The 15,966-nt window shown below is 45.4% G+C and carries 16 protein-coding genes and 1 rRNA gene; 16 read left to right on the top strand and 1 reads right to left on the bottom strand.

The features are described from left to right. Positions 1 to 209: 209 nt before the first annotated feature. From sigY to NSQ91_RS27650, 14 genes are all read left to right on the top strand, one after another. Positions 210 to 755, top strand: a complete 546-nt coding sequence (gene sigY, locus NSQ91_RS27715) for an RNA polymerase sigma factor SigY (RefSeq protein WP_076128647.1) — start codon at positions 210 to 212, stop codon at positions 753 to 755. Then, on the top strand, positions 742 to 1,071 hold the full coding sequence (locus tag NSQ91_RS27710) for a YxlC family protein (RefSeq protein WP_076128645.1): 330 nt from the start codon (positions 742 to 744) through the stop codon (positions 1,069 to 1,071). Before sigY ends, NSQ91_RS27710 begins: the two co-directional genes overlap by 14 nt. Further along, a complete protein-coding gene (locus NSQ91_RS27705; protein WP_076128644.1) occupies positions 1,068 to 1,283 on the top strand; it encodes a hypothetical protein in 216 nt (71 codons plus the stop codon). The genes NSQ91_RS27710 and NSQ91_RS27705 overlap by 4 nt, the downstream gene beginning before the upstream one ends. 52 nt (positions 1,284 to 1,335) lie before the next feature. Further along, on the top strand, positions 1,336 to 1,527 hold the full coding sequence (locus tag NSQ91_RS27700; RefSeq protein ID WP_036680175.1) for a PLDc N-terminal domain-containing protein: 192 nt from the start codon (positions 1,336 to 1,338) through the stop codon (positions 1,525 to 1,527). After that, positions 1,527 to 2,441 (top strand): ABC transporter ATP-binding protein, encoded by a 915-nt coding sequence (locus NSQ91_RS27695; protein WP_076128642.1) that lies wholly within the window; start codon positions 1,527 to 1,529, stop codon positions 2,439 to 2,441. Before NSQ91_RS27700 ends, NSQ91_RS27695 begins: the two co-directional genes overlap by 1 nt. Beyond that, the gene (locus NSQ91_RS27690; protein ID WP_076128640.1) at positions 2,438 to 3,208 is read left to right on the top strand and encodes an ABC transporter permease subunit; all 771 of its coding nucleotides are present in this window, start codon (positions 2,438 to 2,440) and stop codon (positions 3,206 to 3,208) included. The genes NSQ91_RS27695 and NSQ91_RS27690 overlap by 4 nt, the downstream gene beginning before the upstream one ends. Positions 3,209 to 3,355: 147 nt before the next feature. Continuing rightward, positions 3,356 to 3,739 carry a hypothetical protein gene (locus NSQ91_RS27685; RefSeq protein WP_036680170.1) on the top strand — a complete coding sequence of 128 codons (384 nt, stop codon included), beginning with the start codon at positions 3,356 to 3,358 and terminating at the stop codon, positions 3,737 to 3,739. A 249-nt stretch (positions 3,740 to 3,988) separates the two neighbouring features. Then, on the top strand, positions 3,989 to 4,276 hold the full coding sequence (gene gatC / locus NSQ91_RS27680; RefSeq protein ID WP_036680166.1) for an Asp-tRNA(Asn)/Glu-tRNA(Gln) amidotransferase subunit GatC: 288 nt from the start codon (positions 3,989 to 3,991) through the stop codon (positions 4,274 to 4,276). A gap of 27 nt (positions 4,277 to 4,303) precedes the next feature. Further along, entirely contained in the window at positions 4,304 to 5,761 is a 1,458-nt protein-coding gene (gene gatA / locus NSQ91_RS27675) for an Asp-tRNA(Asn)/Glu-tRNA(Gln) amidotransferase subunit GatA (RefSeq protein WP_076128638.1), read from the top strand. A gap of 11 nt (positions 5,762 to 5,772) precedes the next feature. After that, on the top strand, positions 5,773 to 7,218 hold the full coding sequence (gatB, locus tag NSQ91_RS27670; protein ID WP_036680163.1) for an Asp-tRNA(Asn)/Glu-tRNA(Gln) amidotransferase subunit GatB: 1,446 nt from the start codon (positions 5,773 to 5,775) through the stop codon (positions 7,216 to 7,218). A gap of 122 nt (positions 7,219 to 7,340) precedes the next feature. After that, entirely contained in the window at positions 7,341 to 7,811 is a 471-nt protein-coding gene (locus tag NSQ91_RS27665) for a GNAT family N-acetyltransferase (RefSeq protein ID WP_076146333.1), read from the top strand. A 45-nt stretch (positions 7,812 to 7,856) separates the two neighbouring features. Beyond that, positions 7,857 to 9,758 carry a DUF4097 family beta strand repeat-containing protein gene (locus tag NSQ91_RS27660; RefSeq protein WP_256716548.1) on the top strand — a complete coding sequence of 634 codons (1,902 nt, stop codon included), beginning with the start codon at positions 7,857 to 7,859 and terminating at the stop codon, positions 9,756 to 9,758. A 126-nt stretch (positions 9,759 to 9,884) separates the two neighbouring features. Next, on the top strand, positions 9,885 to 10,316 hold the full coding sequence (gene perR / locus NSQ91_RS27655) for a peroxide-responsive transcriptional repressor PerR (protein ID WP_036680160.1): 432 nt from the start codon (positions 9,885 to 9,887) through the stop codon (positions 10,314 to 10,316). Between the two features lie 211 nt (positions 10,317 to 10,527). Continuing rightward, positions 10,528 to 12,249, top strand: coding sequence for a glycosyl hydrolase family 18 protein (locus NSQ91_RS27650; protein WP_076304770.1), 1,722 nt, complete (start codon positions 10,528 to 10,530; stop codon positions 12,247 to 12,249). Between the two features lie 117 nt (positions 12,250 to 12,366). Here the strand turns inward: NSQ91_RS27650 and NSQ91_RS27645 are convergent, their stop codons facing one another. After that, on the bottom strand, positions 12,367 to 12,732 hold the full coding sequence (locus tag NSQ91_RS27645; protein ID WP_036680151.1) for a DUF2614 family zinc ribbon-containing protein: 366 nt from the start codon (positions 12,730 to 12,732) through the stop codon (positions 12,367 to 12,369). A gap of 127 nt (positions 12,733 to 12,859) precedes the next feature. Here NSQ91_RS27645 and NSQ91_RS27640 point away from each other — a divergent pair, with 127 nt between their 5' ends. Together NSQ91_RS27640 and NSQ91_RS27635 are read left to right on the top strand one after the other, a co-directional pair. Continuing rightward, positions 12,860 to 13,738, top strand: coding sequence for a nucleotidyltransferase-like protein (locus NSQ91_RS27640; protein WP_076128632.1), 879 nt, complete (start codon positions 12,860 to 12,862; stop codon positions 13,736 to 13,738). Positions 13,739 to 14,164: 426 nt separating this feature from the next. Next, positions 14,165 to 15,722 (top strand): 16S ribosomal RNA (locus tag NSQ91_RS27635). The last annotated feature ends 244 nt before the right edge of the window (positions 15,723 to 15,966 follow it).

Here is a 15,966-nt window from a genome sequence, read left to right as displayed (position 1 = left end):
CTGAGAATAAGGATGGGAGAATACCAGTGAATTCAGGAGGCGAGCCTAGAAGAACGCCTCTTTTTTGGCATTTCCCTGCTGAAGCAGGATTGCTTCAGCCATGGCGGCGTAAGCTCTGGGAGCTCAAAAAATAAAATTAAAGCGCATTGAACGAATCACTATACATAATCGTATTACAAATAAGAACGAAATCCTGAATGGAGGGGCAGATGAGCGATCAGGCGCTGGAGAAAATCAGACGGGCACAGCAGGGAGATACTTCAGCACTGTCTTCACTGCTGCGAGAACATTATACTTTTCTGTTCAAATATCTACTCAAAGTGACTATGGATCCGTTGCTGGCAGAGGATCTTGTACAGGACACGATGGTCAGATGTATGGAAAAAATCAATACCTATAACGGTTCTTCTTCGTTCTCCTCTTGGTTAATTACGATAGCCACCAGAATATTTATCGATCGAAAGCGGCGCTGGAAACGTGAGGCAGAATGGAAGAAACGGGAACAGCAGGCGCAGGGCACCCGTTCGATTCGTTGGCGGTTTGAGAGCAGGGGGGAAGAATGGAGTGAAGTACTTGATTCCATTTCCAAGCTACCCTCTGCTCAGAGGGTAGCTGTGCTGCTGAAGCATTATTATGGCTATAGCTATGAAGAAATCGGTGTGATCATGCAAATTCCTTCTGGCACGGCCAAATCGCGTGTGTCCCTTGGTCTTAACCAATTGCGAAAGGAGCTGAATGAGGATGGAGAAGGATAAGGAGCCAGAACTGTATTTGCACAAGCTTACTGAAGAGCTTGAACGTTTGGATGCGCAATATGATGACCTCACCCCACCTTCGTTACAGGAACTGGAGTGGTTAATGGCTGATGCAGCTGTGCAGAGAAAGAGAAGGGAACGCAAAGAACTACTGTTATTCTGGGGGGTCTCATTGATCCTGATCTGCGCATTTTTATCCATTCTCACTTCTGCGCCAATGATCTATTGGATTATTCAGGCGATCATTCCTATTGTAGGACTGGGTGGCTTAGGGATCGCCAGGATCAGAAGAAATAGAGAAGGTGTACAAGAATGAATGAGCTGCAGGATGTGCCTCTTTGGTTGTGGTTTGGCATAGCAGTAGCGTTAATGCTGCAGGGGACCTTACTGTTCCGGGACGCAAGACGGCGCGGGAAAAAAGCTTGGTTCTGGGGATTGTGGGCGATTACTACAGTTCCGTCACCCGCATTAGTCTACTTACTTGTTGTTATTCTTCCTGAGCGACGTAGACGGAATAAGCAGTTGTGAAGCTTTAGTAAAAAGCTCGTTCCTTTCATCCTATTACAAGGAGTGGTACTTCATGGAAGAGGTAAAATGGGGTTTAATCATGCCGTTAATTATTCTGCAGGCTTTGCTTGCTATTATTGGTCTGATATCTCTGGCCAAAGCGGATAACGTTCGTGGTCCAAAATGGATGTGGATTATTATCATTATTTGCGGAAATATATTAGGCAGCGTAGCTTATTTCACAATAGGAAGGAAAGATGTCTGATGTCACTCCTTCAAGTTAAGAATTTGCGCAAAAGCTATGGGGCGCATATTTCCGTAAATGATATAAGCTTTGAAATTGAGAAAGAACGGTGCGTCGCTTTACTGGGGCCTAACGGTGCTGGGAAAACGACCACACTTCGTATGCTGGCAGGGCTGCTAGAACCCACCTCTGGAATGATTTCATTTGAGGGGAGCCGTCCTGGAGCCGAATATCGCAGAGGATTAGGATATGTGCCACAGTCCCCAGCTTTTTATGGTTGGATGACTGGACATGAATATGTTGTTTTCGCTGCAAAGCTTAGTGGAATGGGAACCAAAGACGCAACCAGCAGGGCATTGGAATCGCTCGAGCGTGTAGGGCTTAAAGGTGATGCTCGTCGCCGGATTGGTGGATACTCCGGTGGGATGAAGCAGCGGCTGGGTCTGGCTCAGGCGCTTGTGCACCGGCCTCGTCTGCTGTTGCTTGATGAGCCTGTATCTGCACTTGATCCGATTGGCCGCAGAGAAGTAATGGGACTGCTGCGGGAGATACGTGAAGAGACAACTGTAGTTTTTTCTACACATGTGCTGCATGATGCAGAAGAAATTTGCGATGATATTATTTTAATGAATCAGGGCTTGATTGCTGAGAAGGGGTCTTTATCACAGCTGCGTACACAATACAGCCTTCCTGTTATTCGTTTACGTACAGAGAAGCAAGAAAAAGCTATTCAGTGGCTGGAGTCTCTTGCTGCCAAACCGTTTGTACTAGAGACTCAGTTGTTCGGAGATCAGGCGATTTTTAATGTGAACGATGTAGACATGGCCCGATGGACGATTCTGCAAGAAGCGGCGCAGCTCGAAATTCCATTACTGCAATTTGAAGCGGGTTCTTCCACGTTAGAGGATTTATTTATGAAGGTGGTGGGAGTATGAGAAGCGCCTGGGTCCTTTATCGCAAAGAAATGCTCGAAATGGCTCGCAGTTATAAGTTAATCTGGATACCTGTCGTTTTTATCCTATTAGGTATTATGCAGCCGTTAACTACTTATTATTTGCCGGAAATATTAAAAGCTTCAGGTGATGTTCCCCCAGGTCTGCTAGAGGGGTATGAAATACCGAGTGCCGCAGCTGTGATGGCGCAATCTCTGGGACAGTACGGAACGATCGGAATGTTAGTATTGGCGCTTGGCGCGATGAATGTTTTAGCCGGTGAGCGCTATAGCGGAACTATGGAATTAATTCTGGTAAGGCCGGTTTCTCCAGCCGCAATAGTGTTCGCTAAATGGGCAGCGCAGCTGACCCTGTTGATCGTTGCTCTAGGATTAGGTGCAGCGGGCGCAGCTTACTACACGGAGCAGTTGATTGGTTCACTATCTTGGGGAGATGTCATCGCAGCTTCTGGAGTATATGGATTATGGCTGTTATGTGCTGTCTCAGCTACGTTGTTGTTTAGTGGATTTTTAAAATCTCCAGTTGCCGCCTTTTTAGCATTAGCGCTAATGGCAGGATTATCATTAGGGCAAAGCTTATTACCTTCATGGTTTGAATGGGCACCTGCGGGGCTTTCCGGGTTATCGGCTGGAATTCTTATGGCTGGAGAAGGCTTCAGGGTTGGACCCTATCTTTCAGCAGCTATTTTGATCTTGATTTGTTTAGTGGGTGCTGCACTTTTGACAAGGAAGAATAACTTACCCGCTTGAACCATAAGTTATATTTTTATTAAATATAGTATATTTTCATAGAATTTGTAGGATCGGCCAGCCTTCAACTAGACAGTTCTATCTTTTTTTAGTAGACTGTTGAAACAAGCAAAATCTTGAAAGATTTTGGGGTTAGGAGGTAGGGCGATGCTGCGTTTAGGAGAGAAGATTGTCATTGTTGCGGACGCTTTCGAGCAGAGTCTTCCTATCGGGGAATACGGCTACCTAATTGCTTACGACCGCAATCCCGATAATGCGTTTGACTATGTTATTCGTGTACCAGAGGCTAATAGGAACTTTTATGTTCCGGCTGAGGACATTGAGGCGGAAGAACATTTATTAGTAGCTGAGGCTGAGAGAGCAACGCATGAAGCGTTGATTGATTATGCTTTGTCCACGTACAATGAGAAGCTGTTCCATCATTTGATGAACGGTGAAGATATGGATATAGAAGAGACGGAATCAACGTCAAGCGAAAGCATGTCCCAAGCGGATTTCATCAAACAAGTGAATCTTCGAGCTTGGATTTAAGGAAGGCCGGCGCAAGCCGGCTTTTTTGTTTTGTCATACCGCTGCTAAATGCTGTGAAATCACTGACTGTCAAAACCCTTCTCTATGAATATACTAACGATACGCTCCTTTAAAATGTGTAGGAATCCCCTTCACTTTGATAAAGGAGCGTTTGTTTTACAGCCCATCATTGAATTGTCCAAGCTTCTACAATATAATTAAAAACGTTATCCGGGCGCTTTAGCCCTTTAAACAGGAGGGATTTTTCTTATGAGCATTACCGTTAAAGATGTGCAGCATGTGGCCAAGCTGGCTCGTCTGCAGCTGAGCCCGGAAGAAGAGGCAACCTTTACAGAACAAATGAATGCTATTTTACAATATGCCGAGAAATTAAATGAGCTAGATACGGAGAATGTAAAGCCGACCACGCATGTGCTGCAAGTCAGCAATGTAATGCGGGAGGATGTTGTGAAGGATAGCCTTACGCAAGAGGAAGCACTTCTTAACGCTCCAGATGATGAAGACGGACATTTCAAGGTTCCAGCTGTTTTGGAATAACTACATAATTAGAAAGGGGGAAGAATCTTGAGCCTGTTTCAAAATCGATTGCCTGAAGTACACCGCATGTTAACTGCTAAAGAGGTATCGGTCAGTGAACTGACTGAAGAATCGCTGGCGATTATCGCTGAGCGGGATAAGAACGTAAATGCATTTTTGACCTTGAATGAGGAGGGCGCTCGTAGCACTGCACGCGCTTTGGACGACAAACTGGCATCCGGAGCAGCACGTGGGTTGCTGTTTGGTCTTCCTGCTGGAATCAAGGATAATATTGTAACTAAAGGCCTGCGCACAACTTGTGCCAGCCAATTTTTGAGCGACTTCCAGCCGATTTATAACGCTACTGTAGCTTCTAAACTGCAGCAAGCAGATGCCGTAACGATCGGTAAATTAAATATGGATGAATTCGCAATGGGCGGATCTAATGAGAACTCAAGCTTTGGTCCTGTACGCAATCCTTGGGATTTAGAGCGTGTGCCCGGCGGTTCCAGTGGCGGATCTGCAGCAGCAGTAGCTGCGGGCGAAGTGTTCTTCTCACTAGGTTCGGATACTGGGGGTTCCATCCGCCAGCCCGCTTCCTATTGTGGTGTTGTAGGTCTCAAACCTACTTACGGTCTTGTATCACGTTACGGGCTGGTAGCCTTTGCCTCCTCACTAGATCAGATTGGACCATTAACACGTAATGTAGAGGATTCTGCCTATGTGCTTCAAGCAATTGCTGGTTATGATGCCCAAGACTCTACTTCGGCTAAAGTAGAAATTCCTGATTATTTGAGTTCACTTACTGGTGATGTTTCCGGACTTCGCATTGCTGTTCCTAAGGAATACCTGGGAGCAGGTGTCGATGCTTCTGTGCGTGAGACAGTTTTGTCTGCACTTAAAGTGCTGGAAGGAATGGGTGCTGTCTGGGAGGAAGTTTCATTACCACATACGGAATACGCAGTAGCAGCTTATTATTTGCTGTCCTCTTCGGAAGCTTCATCTAACCTCGCGCGTTTTGACGGTGTGCGTTATGGCGCACGTGTAGATGAAGGCGGAGGATTGCTTGATCTATATCTTAATTCCCGCAGCCGCGGCTTTGGCCCTGAGGTTAAACGTCGTATTATGTTGGGTACTTATGCACTCAGCTCCGGGTATTACGATGCTTACTATTTAAAAGCACAAAAGGTGCGTACTTTGATTAAACAGGACTTTGATGACATCTTTAAAAAATATGATGTGGTCATCGGCCCAACAGCACCAACGACAGCATTCAAATTGGGTTCACAGACTGAAGATCCGCTGACCATGTATCTGAACGATATTCTCACGATTCCTGTAAGCTTGGCGGGTATTCCGGCCGTGAGTGTTCCTTGTGGTTTTGCGGAAGGCATGCCTGTAGGTCTGCAAATTATCGGTAAGGAATTTGACGAGAGCACGATTCTGCGTGTCGCTCATGCTTTTGAACAAAATACAGATCATCACAAGCAGCGTCCACAGCTGTAGTAAAGGAGGGAATGGGATTACTTATGTCTAAATACGAAACGGTCATCGGCTTGGAAGTTCACGTAGAGCTTCATACCAACTCCAAAATCTTTTGCGGATGCTCCACTGAATTTGGAGCCCCACCTAACACTCATACCTGTCCTGTCTGCTTGGGTCACCCCGGCGTATTGCCAGTGCTCAACAAACAAGCGGTAGAATACGCTATGAAAGCAGCGATGGCGCTGAATTGCACCATTGGTGATGTTAGCAAATTCGACCGCAAGAACTATTTTTACCCGGATTCACCAAAAGCTTATCAGATTTCACAATTTGATCAGCCTATCGGCCTGAACGGTTGGATCGACATTGAAGTTAACGGAGAGACCAAACGGATCGGCATTACTCGTCTTCATTTGGAAGAGGATGCAGGTAAGCTTACGCACGTAGATGGCGGTTTTGCCTCGCTAGTCGATTTTAACCGGGTGGGAACACCGCTTATCGAAATCGTATCCGAACCTGATCTGCGCTCCCCTGAGGAAGCTCGTGCTTATCTGGAGAAAATCCGTGCGATTATGCAGTATTGTGACGTATCCGATGTCAAGATGGAAGAAGGATCGATGCGCTGTGACGCGAACATCAGTCTACGCCCAGAAGGACAAGAGGAATTCGGCATTAGAGCAGAGCTTAAGAACATGAACTCCTTCCGCGGTGTATTGCGTGGACTGGAGTATGAACAATATCGTCAGGCTGAGATCCTGGATGATGGTGGAGTTGTTGTGCAGGAGACTCGCCGCTGGGATGAAGCACAAGGGAAAACATTATCGATGCGCGGGAAAGAAGAAGCGCATGATTATCGTTACTTCCCGGACCCGGATTTGATCGTTCTGCATATTGATGATGCTTGGAAAGAATCCATTCGTTCAACGATTCCAGAACTTCCGGATGCTCGGAAAGCACGTTATAGCGAGGAACTGGGCCTGACAGCTTATGATGCAGGCGTCATTACATCCTCTAAACTGTTAGCGGACTTTTTCGAAGGGTGTCTTGCCTATACGCAGGATGCCAAGGCTGTAGCTAACTGGATTATGGGTGACTTGCTTGCCTATTTGAATGGTAATAATCTGGAGTTGTCGCAGGTACAAATTACACCACAAGGGCTAGGCGAGATGATCGGGCTGATTGCAGCCGGAACCATCAGCAGCAAAATCGCTAAAACAGTATTTAAAGAAATGCTAGAGAGCGGTAAACTGCCAGCTGTTATCGTTGAGGAAAAAGGTCTAGTGCAGATCAGCGATGAAGGTGCCATTAAAGGGATAGTGGAAGCAGTCGTAGCCGCCAATCCGCAATCAGTGGAAGATTATAAAGCGGGTAAACAGAAAGCAATCGGCTTCCTGGTCGGACAAGTCATGAAAGAAAGTAAAGGTAAGGCGAATCCGGGTCTTGCTAATAAACTTCTCATCGAGGTATTGAGCAGCTAAACGCTTGTCGTCTGTAAAAGGACGCCAGCGGCGTTTATAATTGGGGTAATATACTTATGTAATAAGCTAAGGGCTTGTCGGCAACGGCAGGCCCTTAGCGGCATATAAGGGGACTGGTTAGGATGAATACAATTAACAAGCTAAATCTGCAGGATGAAAGCACCGTTAATGAATTATGGAGTCTTCAGCATAAGGCCTATAGACTGGAAGCTGAACTTATAGGCTTTCGTGAAATACCACCTCTGATGGAGACGAGAGAAATGCTCAGCAGCTCTAAAGAGGGTTTTTATGGCTGCTTCGATAAAGATGAGGAACTAATGGGTGCTGTTGCTGTAGAGGAAGAATCTCCTGGAAAATTGACGATTACACGAATGATGGTGGGGCCGGACTTTTTTCGTAGAGGTATCGCTAGCCATCTTTTGGAATATGTATTTGAGCATTTTGCAGGGATGGAGCAATTCATTGTGTCGACAGGCAAAAAGAATACACCTGCCGTTTCGTTGTACAGTAAACATGGTTTTCTGCCTACCGGTGTGGAGGAAGTCGCTCCAGGAGTTGAATTGATTGAATTTCATCGGAGTGGTTCTCTTTGAAAAAAGATATTCATAGACAACTATTTACGAAAGGAGGAGTCCAAAATGAAACATGACTCTGCAATGCTCCCAGAGCAGGAAGAACTGCAAGGTTCTGTTGATATAGAGACTAAGGAAAATGAGATACAGAAGAGGATTATTCCTCCGCGTCCGAAGCGGCGCCACCGCAAACGTAAATTTATTGCTGGACTGCTGGCAGCACTCATCCCTGGGACGGGGCATTTGTATTTTGGGCTTCTCCGAAAAGGGATCACCTTCATCTTTCTAATTCTTTTGGATATCTCAGCTTTATTGTATTTCTCATCCATCGGGATGCAGATCAATGTTCCACTGCTTATTTTACTTGCGCTCATTATTCCAGTGATCTATTTTTATAACGTGTATGACGTATTGCAATCAGCGGACAGGCTTCTTCGCTTCCCAGAGGATCATGATCTTGCTATTTCTGTGACCAAAGCAAACGAGGCTCCTAAACGTCGTAGTATCGTCAGCGAGCCTGGGATATCCTTTGGACTCTTATTGCTCTTAGGGGGCGCCCTGCTTATTCTGTTCCAGCAGAAACCAACATGGCTCCAGTTCTTTATTGAACATTATGCCGAAATGGTCGTGTCTGTCATTTTAGTATGCGGTGGCTTATTTATAGGAGCTAGAGAAATTGCCAGAGCAGTTGTGCAGCGTAAAGACAATGAACCTCGCAAGCGGCGCGTGGGAAGATATACGGCTTCTGTATTACTGATAGCTATTTCTGTTCCTTTGTTTTTGGATTGGAGAGAGGGAACTGACTATATGCTTCTGCTCTTGAAGTGGTGGCCAGTCATCCCGGTGTTATGGGGGATTGAGTTCCTGCTGATGTTTATCTTCTCTAACCGTTCAGCCAAGGGAACCAGAATCAGATTGGATTTACGTGGGCTTTTATCTGCTATATTGCTAGCTGCGAGTGTATTTATTGTTGCAGAGCAAGAACATTATTTATATCTATGGAAAAATGTCAGTCTAAACCTGACGGCAGCAGCAGTGGACTATGGTGAGGCTAAAGGCAGCAAATATCAGAAAGCCCCGCTAATTGTTCCGGTGGAATTAAATACAGCAAAAATATCTATTGATAGTATTAATGGTGATATTTTATTACACCGTGCTCCAGTGGATGATATTCAAATTACAACGACAATTTGGGTAGATCAGTTGGATGGGCCGATGGCTGAAGCTATATCAGAACAGTCCTTTGTGGACGTTGTTGAAGGGCCCAACATAAAAATCACCTCGAATAGCAAGGCCTATGGAGAATCCGGTAAACGCCAGCCACGCATGGATTTAGACATTTACTTGCCGGAGGATCGCCGCTTTAACCTCGATGTTCGCACTATGAATGGCGGGATCACGTTGCAGAATGTAGAAGCCATTGAAGACATTTCTCTGGAAACGGGGAATGGAGAGCTGATCCTTCATCGTATCTTTGGTAATGTTAAGGGAAAAACACTGAATGGAGCTGTCCGTGCCAGATCTGTTCAAGGCAGCGTTGATTTAACAACGAGCGGAGGCAATATGAATGCTTGGGATGTTACCGGTGCTTTGAAATTATCGACGGCTGTCGGCAATATTAGTGCGATCGGAAATAGCAATGATATCGATATTACTACCAAAAACGGTAATTTAGAGGTGGATGGAGCCAGATCCAAGCTACATGCCGAATCTCTAAATGGTACCATTGATGTTCGCTCTTCTGATGTCGCTGGAGATTGGGACATTTATAGCGCAGTTGGTGACATTCAATTGTATTTACCGATGTTAAGCAACTATACAGTGAATGGATCCAGTGGATATGGTGATATTACTTCAGATTTGCCTGAACTTACAATTGATAAGAAAAAAGTATCAGGTGAAGTGGGGACCGGCGAGTTCAAGCTTCATGTTGAAGGAAATAGCAATCTAAATGTTAGGAAATATTGAAAAAAGTAATTTTTCTTATATAATAATAAATATAATGTATAGACTTCGTTGACAATATTGAAAAATCGGTCTTACAATCTTAAGAAGTATTTCTTTTATTTTTAAATTCAAAAGGCGGTGACAGTAATGGGGAGTGGAGTACAACATGCACTGGAACAATTAAAGACAACAGGTGTCCGTATAACGCCCCAGCGTCATGCGATTCTTACGTATTTGATGGAAGCAATGAATCATCCTACAGCTGACGATATATACCGGGCGCTAGAGCCGAAATTTCCGAGCATGAGCGTAGCAACTGTATATAATAATCTCAAGATGTTTATGGAAGCCGGCATGGTTCGCGAGTTGACCTACGGGGATAGTTCCAGTCGTTTTGATGCCAATGTATCTGATCATTATCATGTCATCTGTCAGCTATGCGGTAAGATTGAAGATTTTAGTTATCCTTCGCTTCATGATGTAGAGATACATGCAGAGCAGGAAACGGGCTTCAAAATTACGGGTTTGCGTATGGAATTGCATGGAGTTTGCAAATGTTGCAGAGAGAAGCAACAATAAGACAGAATACTACTGTACTTAAGGGCGTATAGCCAAGCTACACAATAAACGTGTGAAATCCGAAAGCGGAGGACTCACGTTTTTATTTTTTTTCAAAATAACAAAATATAGTGAAAATGACTAACTTATACTGGTTATCCGGAACCAAGTGGATGTTATAATCGTATTGTTAGACTTAACTTAAAATCATCTAATATTTGGAGGATATATTTTGGACAGAAGATATAGACAGAAACGCGTCAAAAAGCGCGGAGGTCTTTTCCGACGCTTTTTTGGACTTTTGCTCATTGCGGCAGCAGCTTATTGGGTTGTGTTTTTTGTATTGCCAAATCGCCAGCACATCGATCCAGACTGGAAAGGCCTAGAACATCCTATCTTCGTAAAAGGAGAGCTAACAGGATATTCCGCCTCAGGGACCGGTGATAGCATGCTTTTACCTCTACCATTACTGCAGGAACATGTGGACTCATCTATTCGTTATGAAGAAAAGACTAAATCGGTCATCCTATCAACGGAAAGTGAACTTCTATATATGCAAGAGGATAAAACCGATGCTAGTCTGAACAATCGTCCGCTGCAGCTGCGGCTGGCACCTGAAGTTAAGGAAAAGATAACTTATCTTCCTGCGGATGTTTTAGAAGACCTGTATGGGTTTGAGATTCAAGAGGATACGACTACCGGGGCTGTGCTGTTAATGACAGCAGGGGAGACTGTACCGCTGGGGAAAGTGAAAGGTGAAGCAGGTGATAAGACAGTCGCTCTTCGCAGCGAAGCGTCGATTCACGCACCCATCGTGGCCGATATGTCCCCAGGCGCCATCGTGAGTATTTGGAATAAGGAAAATGAGGACTGGCTGTATGTGCAGTTAAGCAGCGGTTATGAGGGTTATGCCAAGGCCAGTGATATTATCTCAGACGGTCAAAAGACAGTGGAACCCAAAAGCACCACTCCCTCACGGGCAGAACGAAGCTGGAAAGGGAAGTCAGTGAATTTGTATTGGGAAGCTGTTTATCAACGCAAACCTGACCCAAGTACATTCGGTGAGCTTCCGGGCGTTAACGTGGCTAGCCCGACTTGGTTCAGTATCATAGATGGTGACGGGAATGTGCGCAGTCAGGCTGATAGTGCGTATGTGCAGTGGGCCCATGAGCGCGGTTTGGAAGTATGGGGGCTGCTCAGCAATAGCTTTGAACCAGACATAACCACTGAGGCATTGTCGAGCTATGAGAAGCGGATGAACGCGATCGTACAGATCCTCGAGTATTCAGATTTATACAAGCTGGATGGAATTAATATTGACTTTGAGAATGTATATACGAAAGACGGGGAGAATGTTACACAATTTATGCGAGAGCTAAAACCTATGGCTCAAGCCAAAAACTTAATCGTCTCCATAGACGTAACCCCTAAATCCAACAGTGAGATGTGGTCAGCATTCCTTGATCGTAGAGCTCTTAATTCAGTAGTTGATTATCTTATTGTTATGGCTTATGACGAGCATTGGGCTGCTAGTCCTGTAGCGGGCTCTGTTGCGTCTCTGCCGTGGGTAGAAAGCTCGTTAAGCCGGATCATAGAGGAAGACGATGTGCCGCCTGAGAAGCTGATTCTAGGGATTCCACTGTATACTAGAATCTGGACTGAGGCCCAGGTGGATGGCAAGACCAAAGTAAGCTCTAAATCGGTTAGTATGAATGCCGTTGAAAAAATTATTAAAGAGAAGAAGCTGACCCCAACCTTTGATAAGGCAGCAGGGCAGAATTACGTTGAGTATAAGGAGGATGGCGCTCTTAAAAAAATATGGATCGAAGACAAAGTTTCTTTAAAAGCTAGAGTTGAGCTTGCTAAGTCTTTAGGGCTTGGTGGCATCGGTTCATGGAATCGCAGCTTTAGTAATCCGTCTGCGTGGGAGGCATTACAAGGGATTCATAAGTAATTATTATTTCATTCATATTAAACAAAGGGGCTCCCAATATAGGGGCCCCTTTGTTGTATTTAGCAAATGTTTGATTGCATTATAAATCGCTAGTAATAAGCTTCTGTAAGATGTGTTTTATTGATTAAGCTGCTGACTCTTAAGTTGTTCCGCAGTAATATTGGCCTCAGCTGGATCCATAGTAAGGATGGTATGGCAGAACATACAGCGGTCTGTTTTGCCCAGCATTTTGGTCAGCTTGTGACATTCAGGGCATTCCAGTTGGACTGCGCTAGTTGACAGCATCCCAGCCCAGAAATAGATTGCAAGACTTGCCATCATTGAGATTAAACCGATTACAAGACCGATTCCAGCGAATACTTTTCCAGTTGAGCCCCAAAACACGATGCCCGCTGTACCCAAAACCATAAGTCCCATTCCGAGCATTGTGAGCAGTAATCCCCATGTGCGAAAAGCGTTGATCTTAGCCGTTTTAAACTTCATGAGTGTTTGCTCCTAACTAAATATAGTTGGGTTGTCCAGAAGGAACTGTCTTTCATATGTAGAATAATAATTATAACTGAATTATAACTGACTGGACGCAAAATCGCCAAATTTAATGGAGGGAAGCATGGAATTGTCCAATGTAACTTTGTTGAGTGGAGAAACGTTTGATGAGAATGTTTTAGGAGCGGTCGTTTTGCGGCAGAATGGGGATATTCCGTTTCAAAGCGCACTTCTTCAAGATTTTGATATGGTAGTGTTAGTATTGCATGAAGAACAGGATAGAGAGCATATTGTTCGCCATACCATTGCCGGTGACCAACGGACCCAGTCAGTCCATATCGGCCTTTTTGCTTTGGAGCAGGCTGTTATGGCAGGGGATAATAACGAACTTCTTATCAGTTTGATGAGGGGGGAAGTGATCTGGGACCCCAAGGGAATACTCGAGGAAATGCGCCGCGAGATATTACAATTTGAAGGACCGATTAAGGAACGGGTCGCATTTATGGAGTTTGCTCGCTTTTTGCATATGTATGTGAAATCCAAGCGCTATATAGAGGCTGGATTTATTATGGATGCTTACAACTGTGTATTGATAGCTTTATATCATTGGGCAAGAATAGAAGTGAGTGAAGTGGGTGCTTTCCCCGAGCCAGCTATTTGGGAGCAGGTTAAAAGCATGAATACCTCCGTTCATAAACTTTATGAGGAGTTAACGGTCAGTACTGAGACCTTAGAGCAACGTGTTGAGCTTGTGCTTCTTGCATGTGAATTTGGGATTATGTCCAAAATGACGGATTGTTGTCTATTGCTCTTTAATATTTTGAATAGCCGTAAGGAAGCATGGAGCATTAAAGAATTACTGCAGCATTCAGGTCTGAGTCAATTAGAGTCTGAACTACCCCTTGTTTTACGAAAGCTGGTTTCTCGTTCGCTAATCCGAGAGATTACATCTTGGGCTGATGTTCACGAGGGAGAAGGGCATGCGATCCGCTATACATTATAGAGATGAATTAGATACAGCAGAAGATGTTTAATTATAGAGAGATGAGCAAGGATAGGGAGAGGCTGAGCACTCTCTTTTTGTTTGTTTACTAATATGAAACGCTCATATTTATTCAGAAAAATTAATGGTTGACTCTTTCCTTGTTCATGTGTTAAATTATAACTCGTCCCTCTGACACAGAGATGTGCTTTCGAAAACATTCGAAAGACAACCGAAAAAAGAAATTAAAAAAAAAGGTTGACTAAAACGAGGACGCTGTGATATATTATAAAGGTCGCTGCTGAACAACACATCGACGAAATAAACAGCTTGATCTTTGAAAACTGAACAACGAGTGAGTAGGAAATCACGCAAGTGAAATCCAAAATTAGAGAATTAATTTTCTCGTCAGATGTTTCAAAATGAGCATATCGCTCTTTTCAATACTAATTGGAGAGTTTGATCCTGGCTCAGGACGAACGCTGGCGGCGTGCCTAATACATGCAAGTCGAGCGGAGTTATTTTGAAAGCTTGCTTTCAAAATAACTTAGCGGCGGACGGGTGAGTAACACGTAGGCAACCTGCCCTTCAGACTGGGATAACTACCGGAAACGGTAGCTAATACCGGATAATTTCTTTTTTCTCCTGAGAGAAGAATGAAAGACGGAGCAATCTGTCACTGAGGGATGGGCCTGCGGCGCATTAGCTAGTTGGTGGGGTAACGGCCCACCAAGGCGACGATGCGTAGCCGACCTGAGAGGGTGAACGGCCACACTGGGACTGAGACACGGCCCAGACTCCTACGGGAGGCAGCAGTAGGGAATCTTCCGCAATGGGCGAAAGCCTGACGGAGCAACGCCGCGTGAGTGATGAAGGTTTTCGGATCGTAAAGCTCTGTTGCCAGGGAAGAACGTCCGGTAGAGTAACTGCTACCGGAGTGACGGTACCTGAGAAGAAAGCCCCGGCTAACTACGTGCCAGCAGCCGCGGTAATACGTAGGGGGCAAGCGTTGTCCGGAATTATTGGGCGTAAAGCGCGCGCAGGCGGCTATTTAAGTCTGGTGTTTAAACCTTGGGCTCAACCTGAGGTCGCACTGGAAACTGGGTGGCTTGAGTACAGAAGAGGAAAGTGGAATTCCACGTGTAGCGGTGAAATGCGTAGATATGTGGAGGAACACCAGTGGCGAAGGCGACTTTCTGGGCTGTAACTGACGCTGAGGCGCGAAAGCGTGGGGAGCAAACAGGATTAGATACCCTGGTAGTCCACGCCGTAAACGATGAGTGCTAGGTGTTAGGGGTTTCGATACCCTTGGTGCCGAAGTTAACACAGTAAGCACTCCGCCTGGGGAGTACGGTCGCAAGACTGAAACTCAAAGGAATTGACGGGGACCCGCACAAGCAGTGGAGTATGTGGTTTAATTCGAAGCAACGCGAAGAACCTTACCAGGTCTTGACATCCCTCTGAATCTGCTAGAGATAGCAGCGGCCTTCGGGACAGAGGAGACAGGTGGTGCATGGTTGTCGTCAGCTCGTGTCGTGAGATGTTGGGTTAAGTCCCGCAACGAGCGCAACCCTTAACTTTAGTTGCCAGCAGGTAATGCTGGGCACTCTAGAGTGACTGCCGGTGACAAACCGGAGGAAGGTGGGGATGACGTCAAATCATCATGCCCCTTATGACCTGGGCTACACACGTACTACAATGGCCGGTACAACGGGAAGCGAAGCCGCGAGGTGGAGCCAATCCCATCAAAGCCGGTCTCAGTTCGGATTGCAGGCTGCAACTCGCCTGCATGAAGTCGGAATTGCTAGTAATCGCGGATCAGCATGCCGCGGTGAATACGTTCCCGGGTCTTGTACACACCGCCCGTCACACCACGAGAGTTTACAACACCCGAAGTCGGTGGGGTAACCCGCAAGGGAGCCAGCCGCCGAAGGTGGGGTAGATGATTGGGGTGAAGTCGTAACAAGGTAGCCGTATCGGAAGGTGCGGCTGGATCACCTCCTTTCTATGGAGAATCGTTCTCTGCAATGAGAACATTCAAATCGGAAGCTAAGCTTCCAAAACTCAGGTTTAGGCCTGTTACTCACTCGTTGCTCAGTTTTGAGAGTTTAAGCTCTCAAGTAAGACTTGATCCTTGAAAACTGGATACCGAAACGAATTTGCGTTTTAGAACATCTTTTAGCAACTTGTGCAAACAAGTAAATGTTATTAGTGAGATGATTCCAAAGAGAATGTCATCGTATGATATT

This window comes from Paenibacillus sp. FSL R7-0048 (assembly GCF_038004505.1).
GTDB classification, from domain to species: Bacteria; Bacillota; Bacilli; order Paenibacillales; family Paenibacillaceae; genus Paenibacillus_AQ; species Paenibacillus_AQ odorifer.
The sequence above is the reverse complement of the archived record's forward strand: the minus strand, read 5'-3'. Positions and strand labels throughout refer to the sequence as shown.

What these genes read in the sequence shown, in the direction of transcription:
- NSQ91_RS27710 (WP_076128645.1), top strand. Translation starts at nt 742, where the DNA reads ATGGAGAAGGATAAGGAGCCAGAACTGTATTTGCACAAGCTTACTGAA.
- NSQ91_RS27660 (WP_256716548.1), top strand. Translation starts at nt 7,857, where the DNA reads ATGAAACATGACTCTGCAATGCTCCCAGAGCAGGAAGAACTGCAAGGT.
- NSQ91_RS27695 (WP_076128642.1), top strand. Translation starts at nt 1,527, where the DNA reads ATGTCACTCCTTCAAGTTAAGAATTTGCGCAAAAGCTATGGGGCGCAT.
- NSQ91_RS27690 (WP_076128640.1), top strand. Translation starts at nt 2,438, where the DNA reads ATGAGAAGCGCCTGGGTCCTTTATCGCAAAGAAATGCTCGAAATGGCT.
- NSQ91_RS27665 (WP_076146333.1), top strand. Translation starts at nt 7,341, where the DNA reads ATGAATACAATTAACAAGCTAAATCTGCAGGATGAAAGCACCGTTAAT.
- sigY (WP_076128647.1), top strand. Translation starts at nt 210, where the DNA reads ATGAGCGATCAGGCGCTGGAGAAAATCAGACGGGCACAGCAGGGAGAT.
- NSQ91_RS27705 (WP_076128644.1), top strand. Translation starts at nt 1,068, where the DNA reads ATGAATGAGCTGCAGGATGTGCCTCTTTGGTTGTGGTTTGGCATAGCA.
- NSQ91_RS27700 (WP_036680175.1), top strand. Translation starts at nt 1,336, where the DNA reads ATGGAAGAGGTAAAATGGGGTTTAATCATGCCGTTAATTATTCTGCAG.
- NSQ91_RS27685 (WP_036680170.1), top strand. Translation starts at nt 3,356, where the DNA reads ATGCTGCGTTTAGGAGAGAAGATTGTCATTGTTGCGGACGCTTTCGAG.
- gatC (WP_036680166.1), top strand. Translation starts at nt 3,989, where the DNA reads ATGAGCATTACCGTTAAAGATGTGCAGCATGTGGCCAAGCTGGCTCGT.
- NSQ91_RS27640 (WP_076128632.1), top strand. Translation starts at nt 12,860, where the DNA reads ATGGAATTGTCCAATGTAACTTTGTTGAGTGGAGAAACGTTTGATGAG.
- gatB (WP_036680163.1), top strand. Translation starts at nt 5,773, where the DNA reads ATGGGATTACTTATGTCTAAATACGAAACGGTCATCGGCTTGGAAGTT.
- NSQ91_RS27645 (WP_036680151.1), bottom strand. Translation starts at nt 12,732, where the DNA reads ATGAAGTTTAAAACGGCTAAGATCAACGCTTTTCGCACATGGGGATTA.
- perR (WP_036680160.1), top strand. Translation starts at nt 9,885, where the DNA reads ATGGGGAGTGGAGTACAACATGCACTGGAACAATTAAAGACAACAGGT.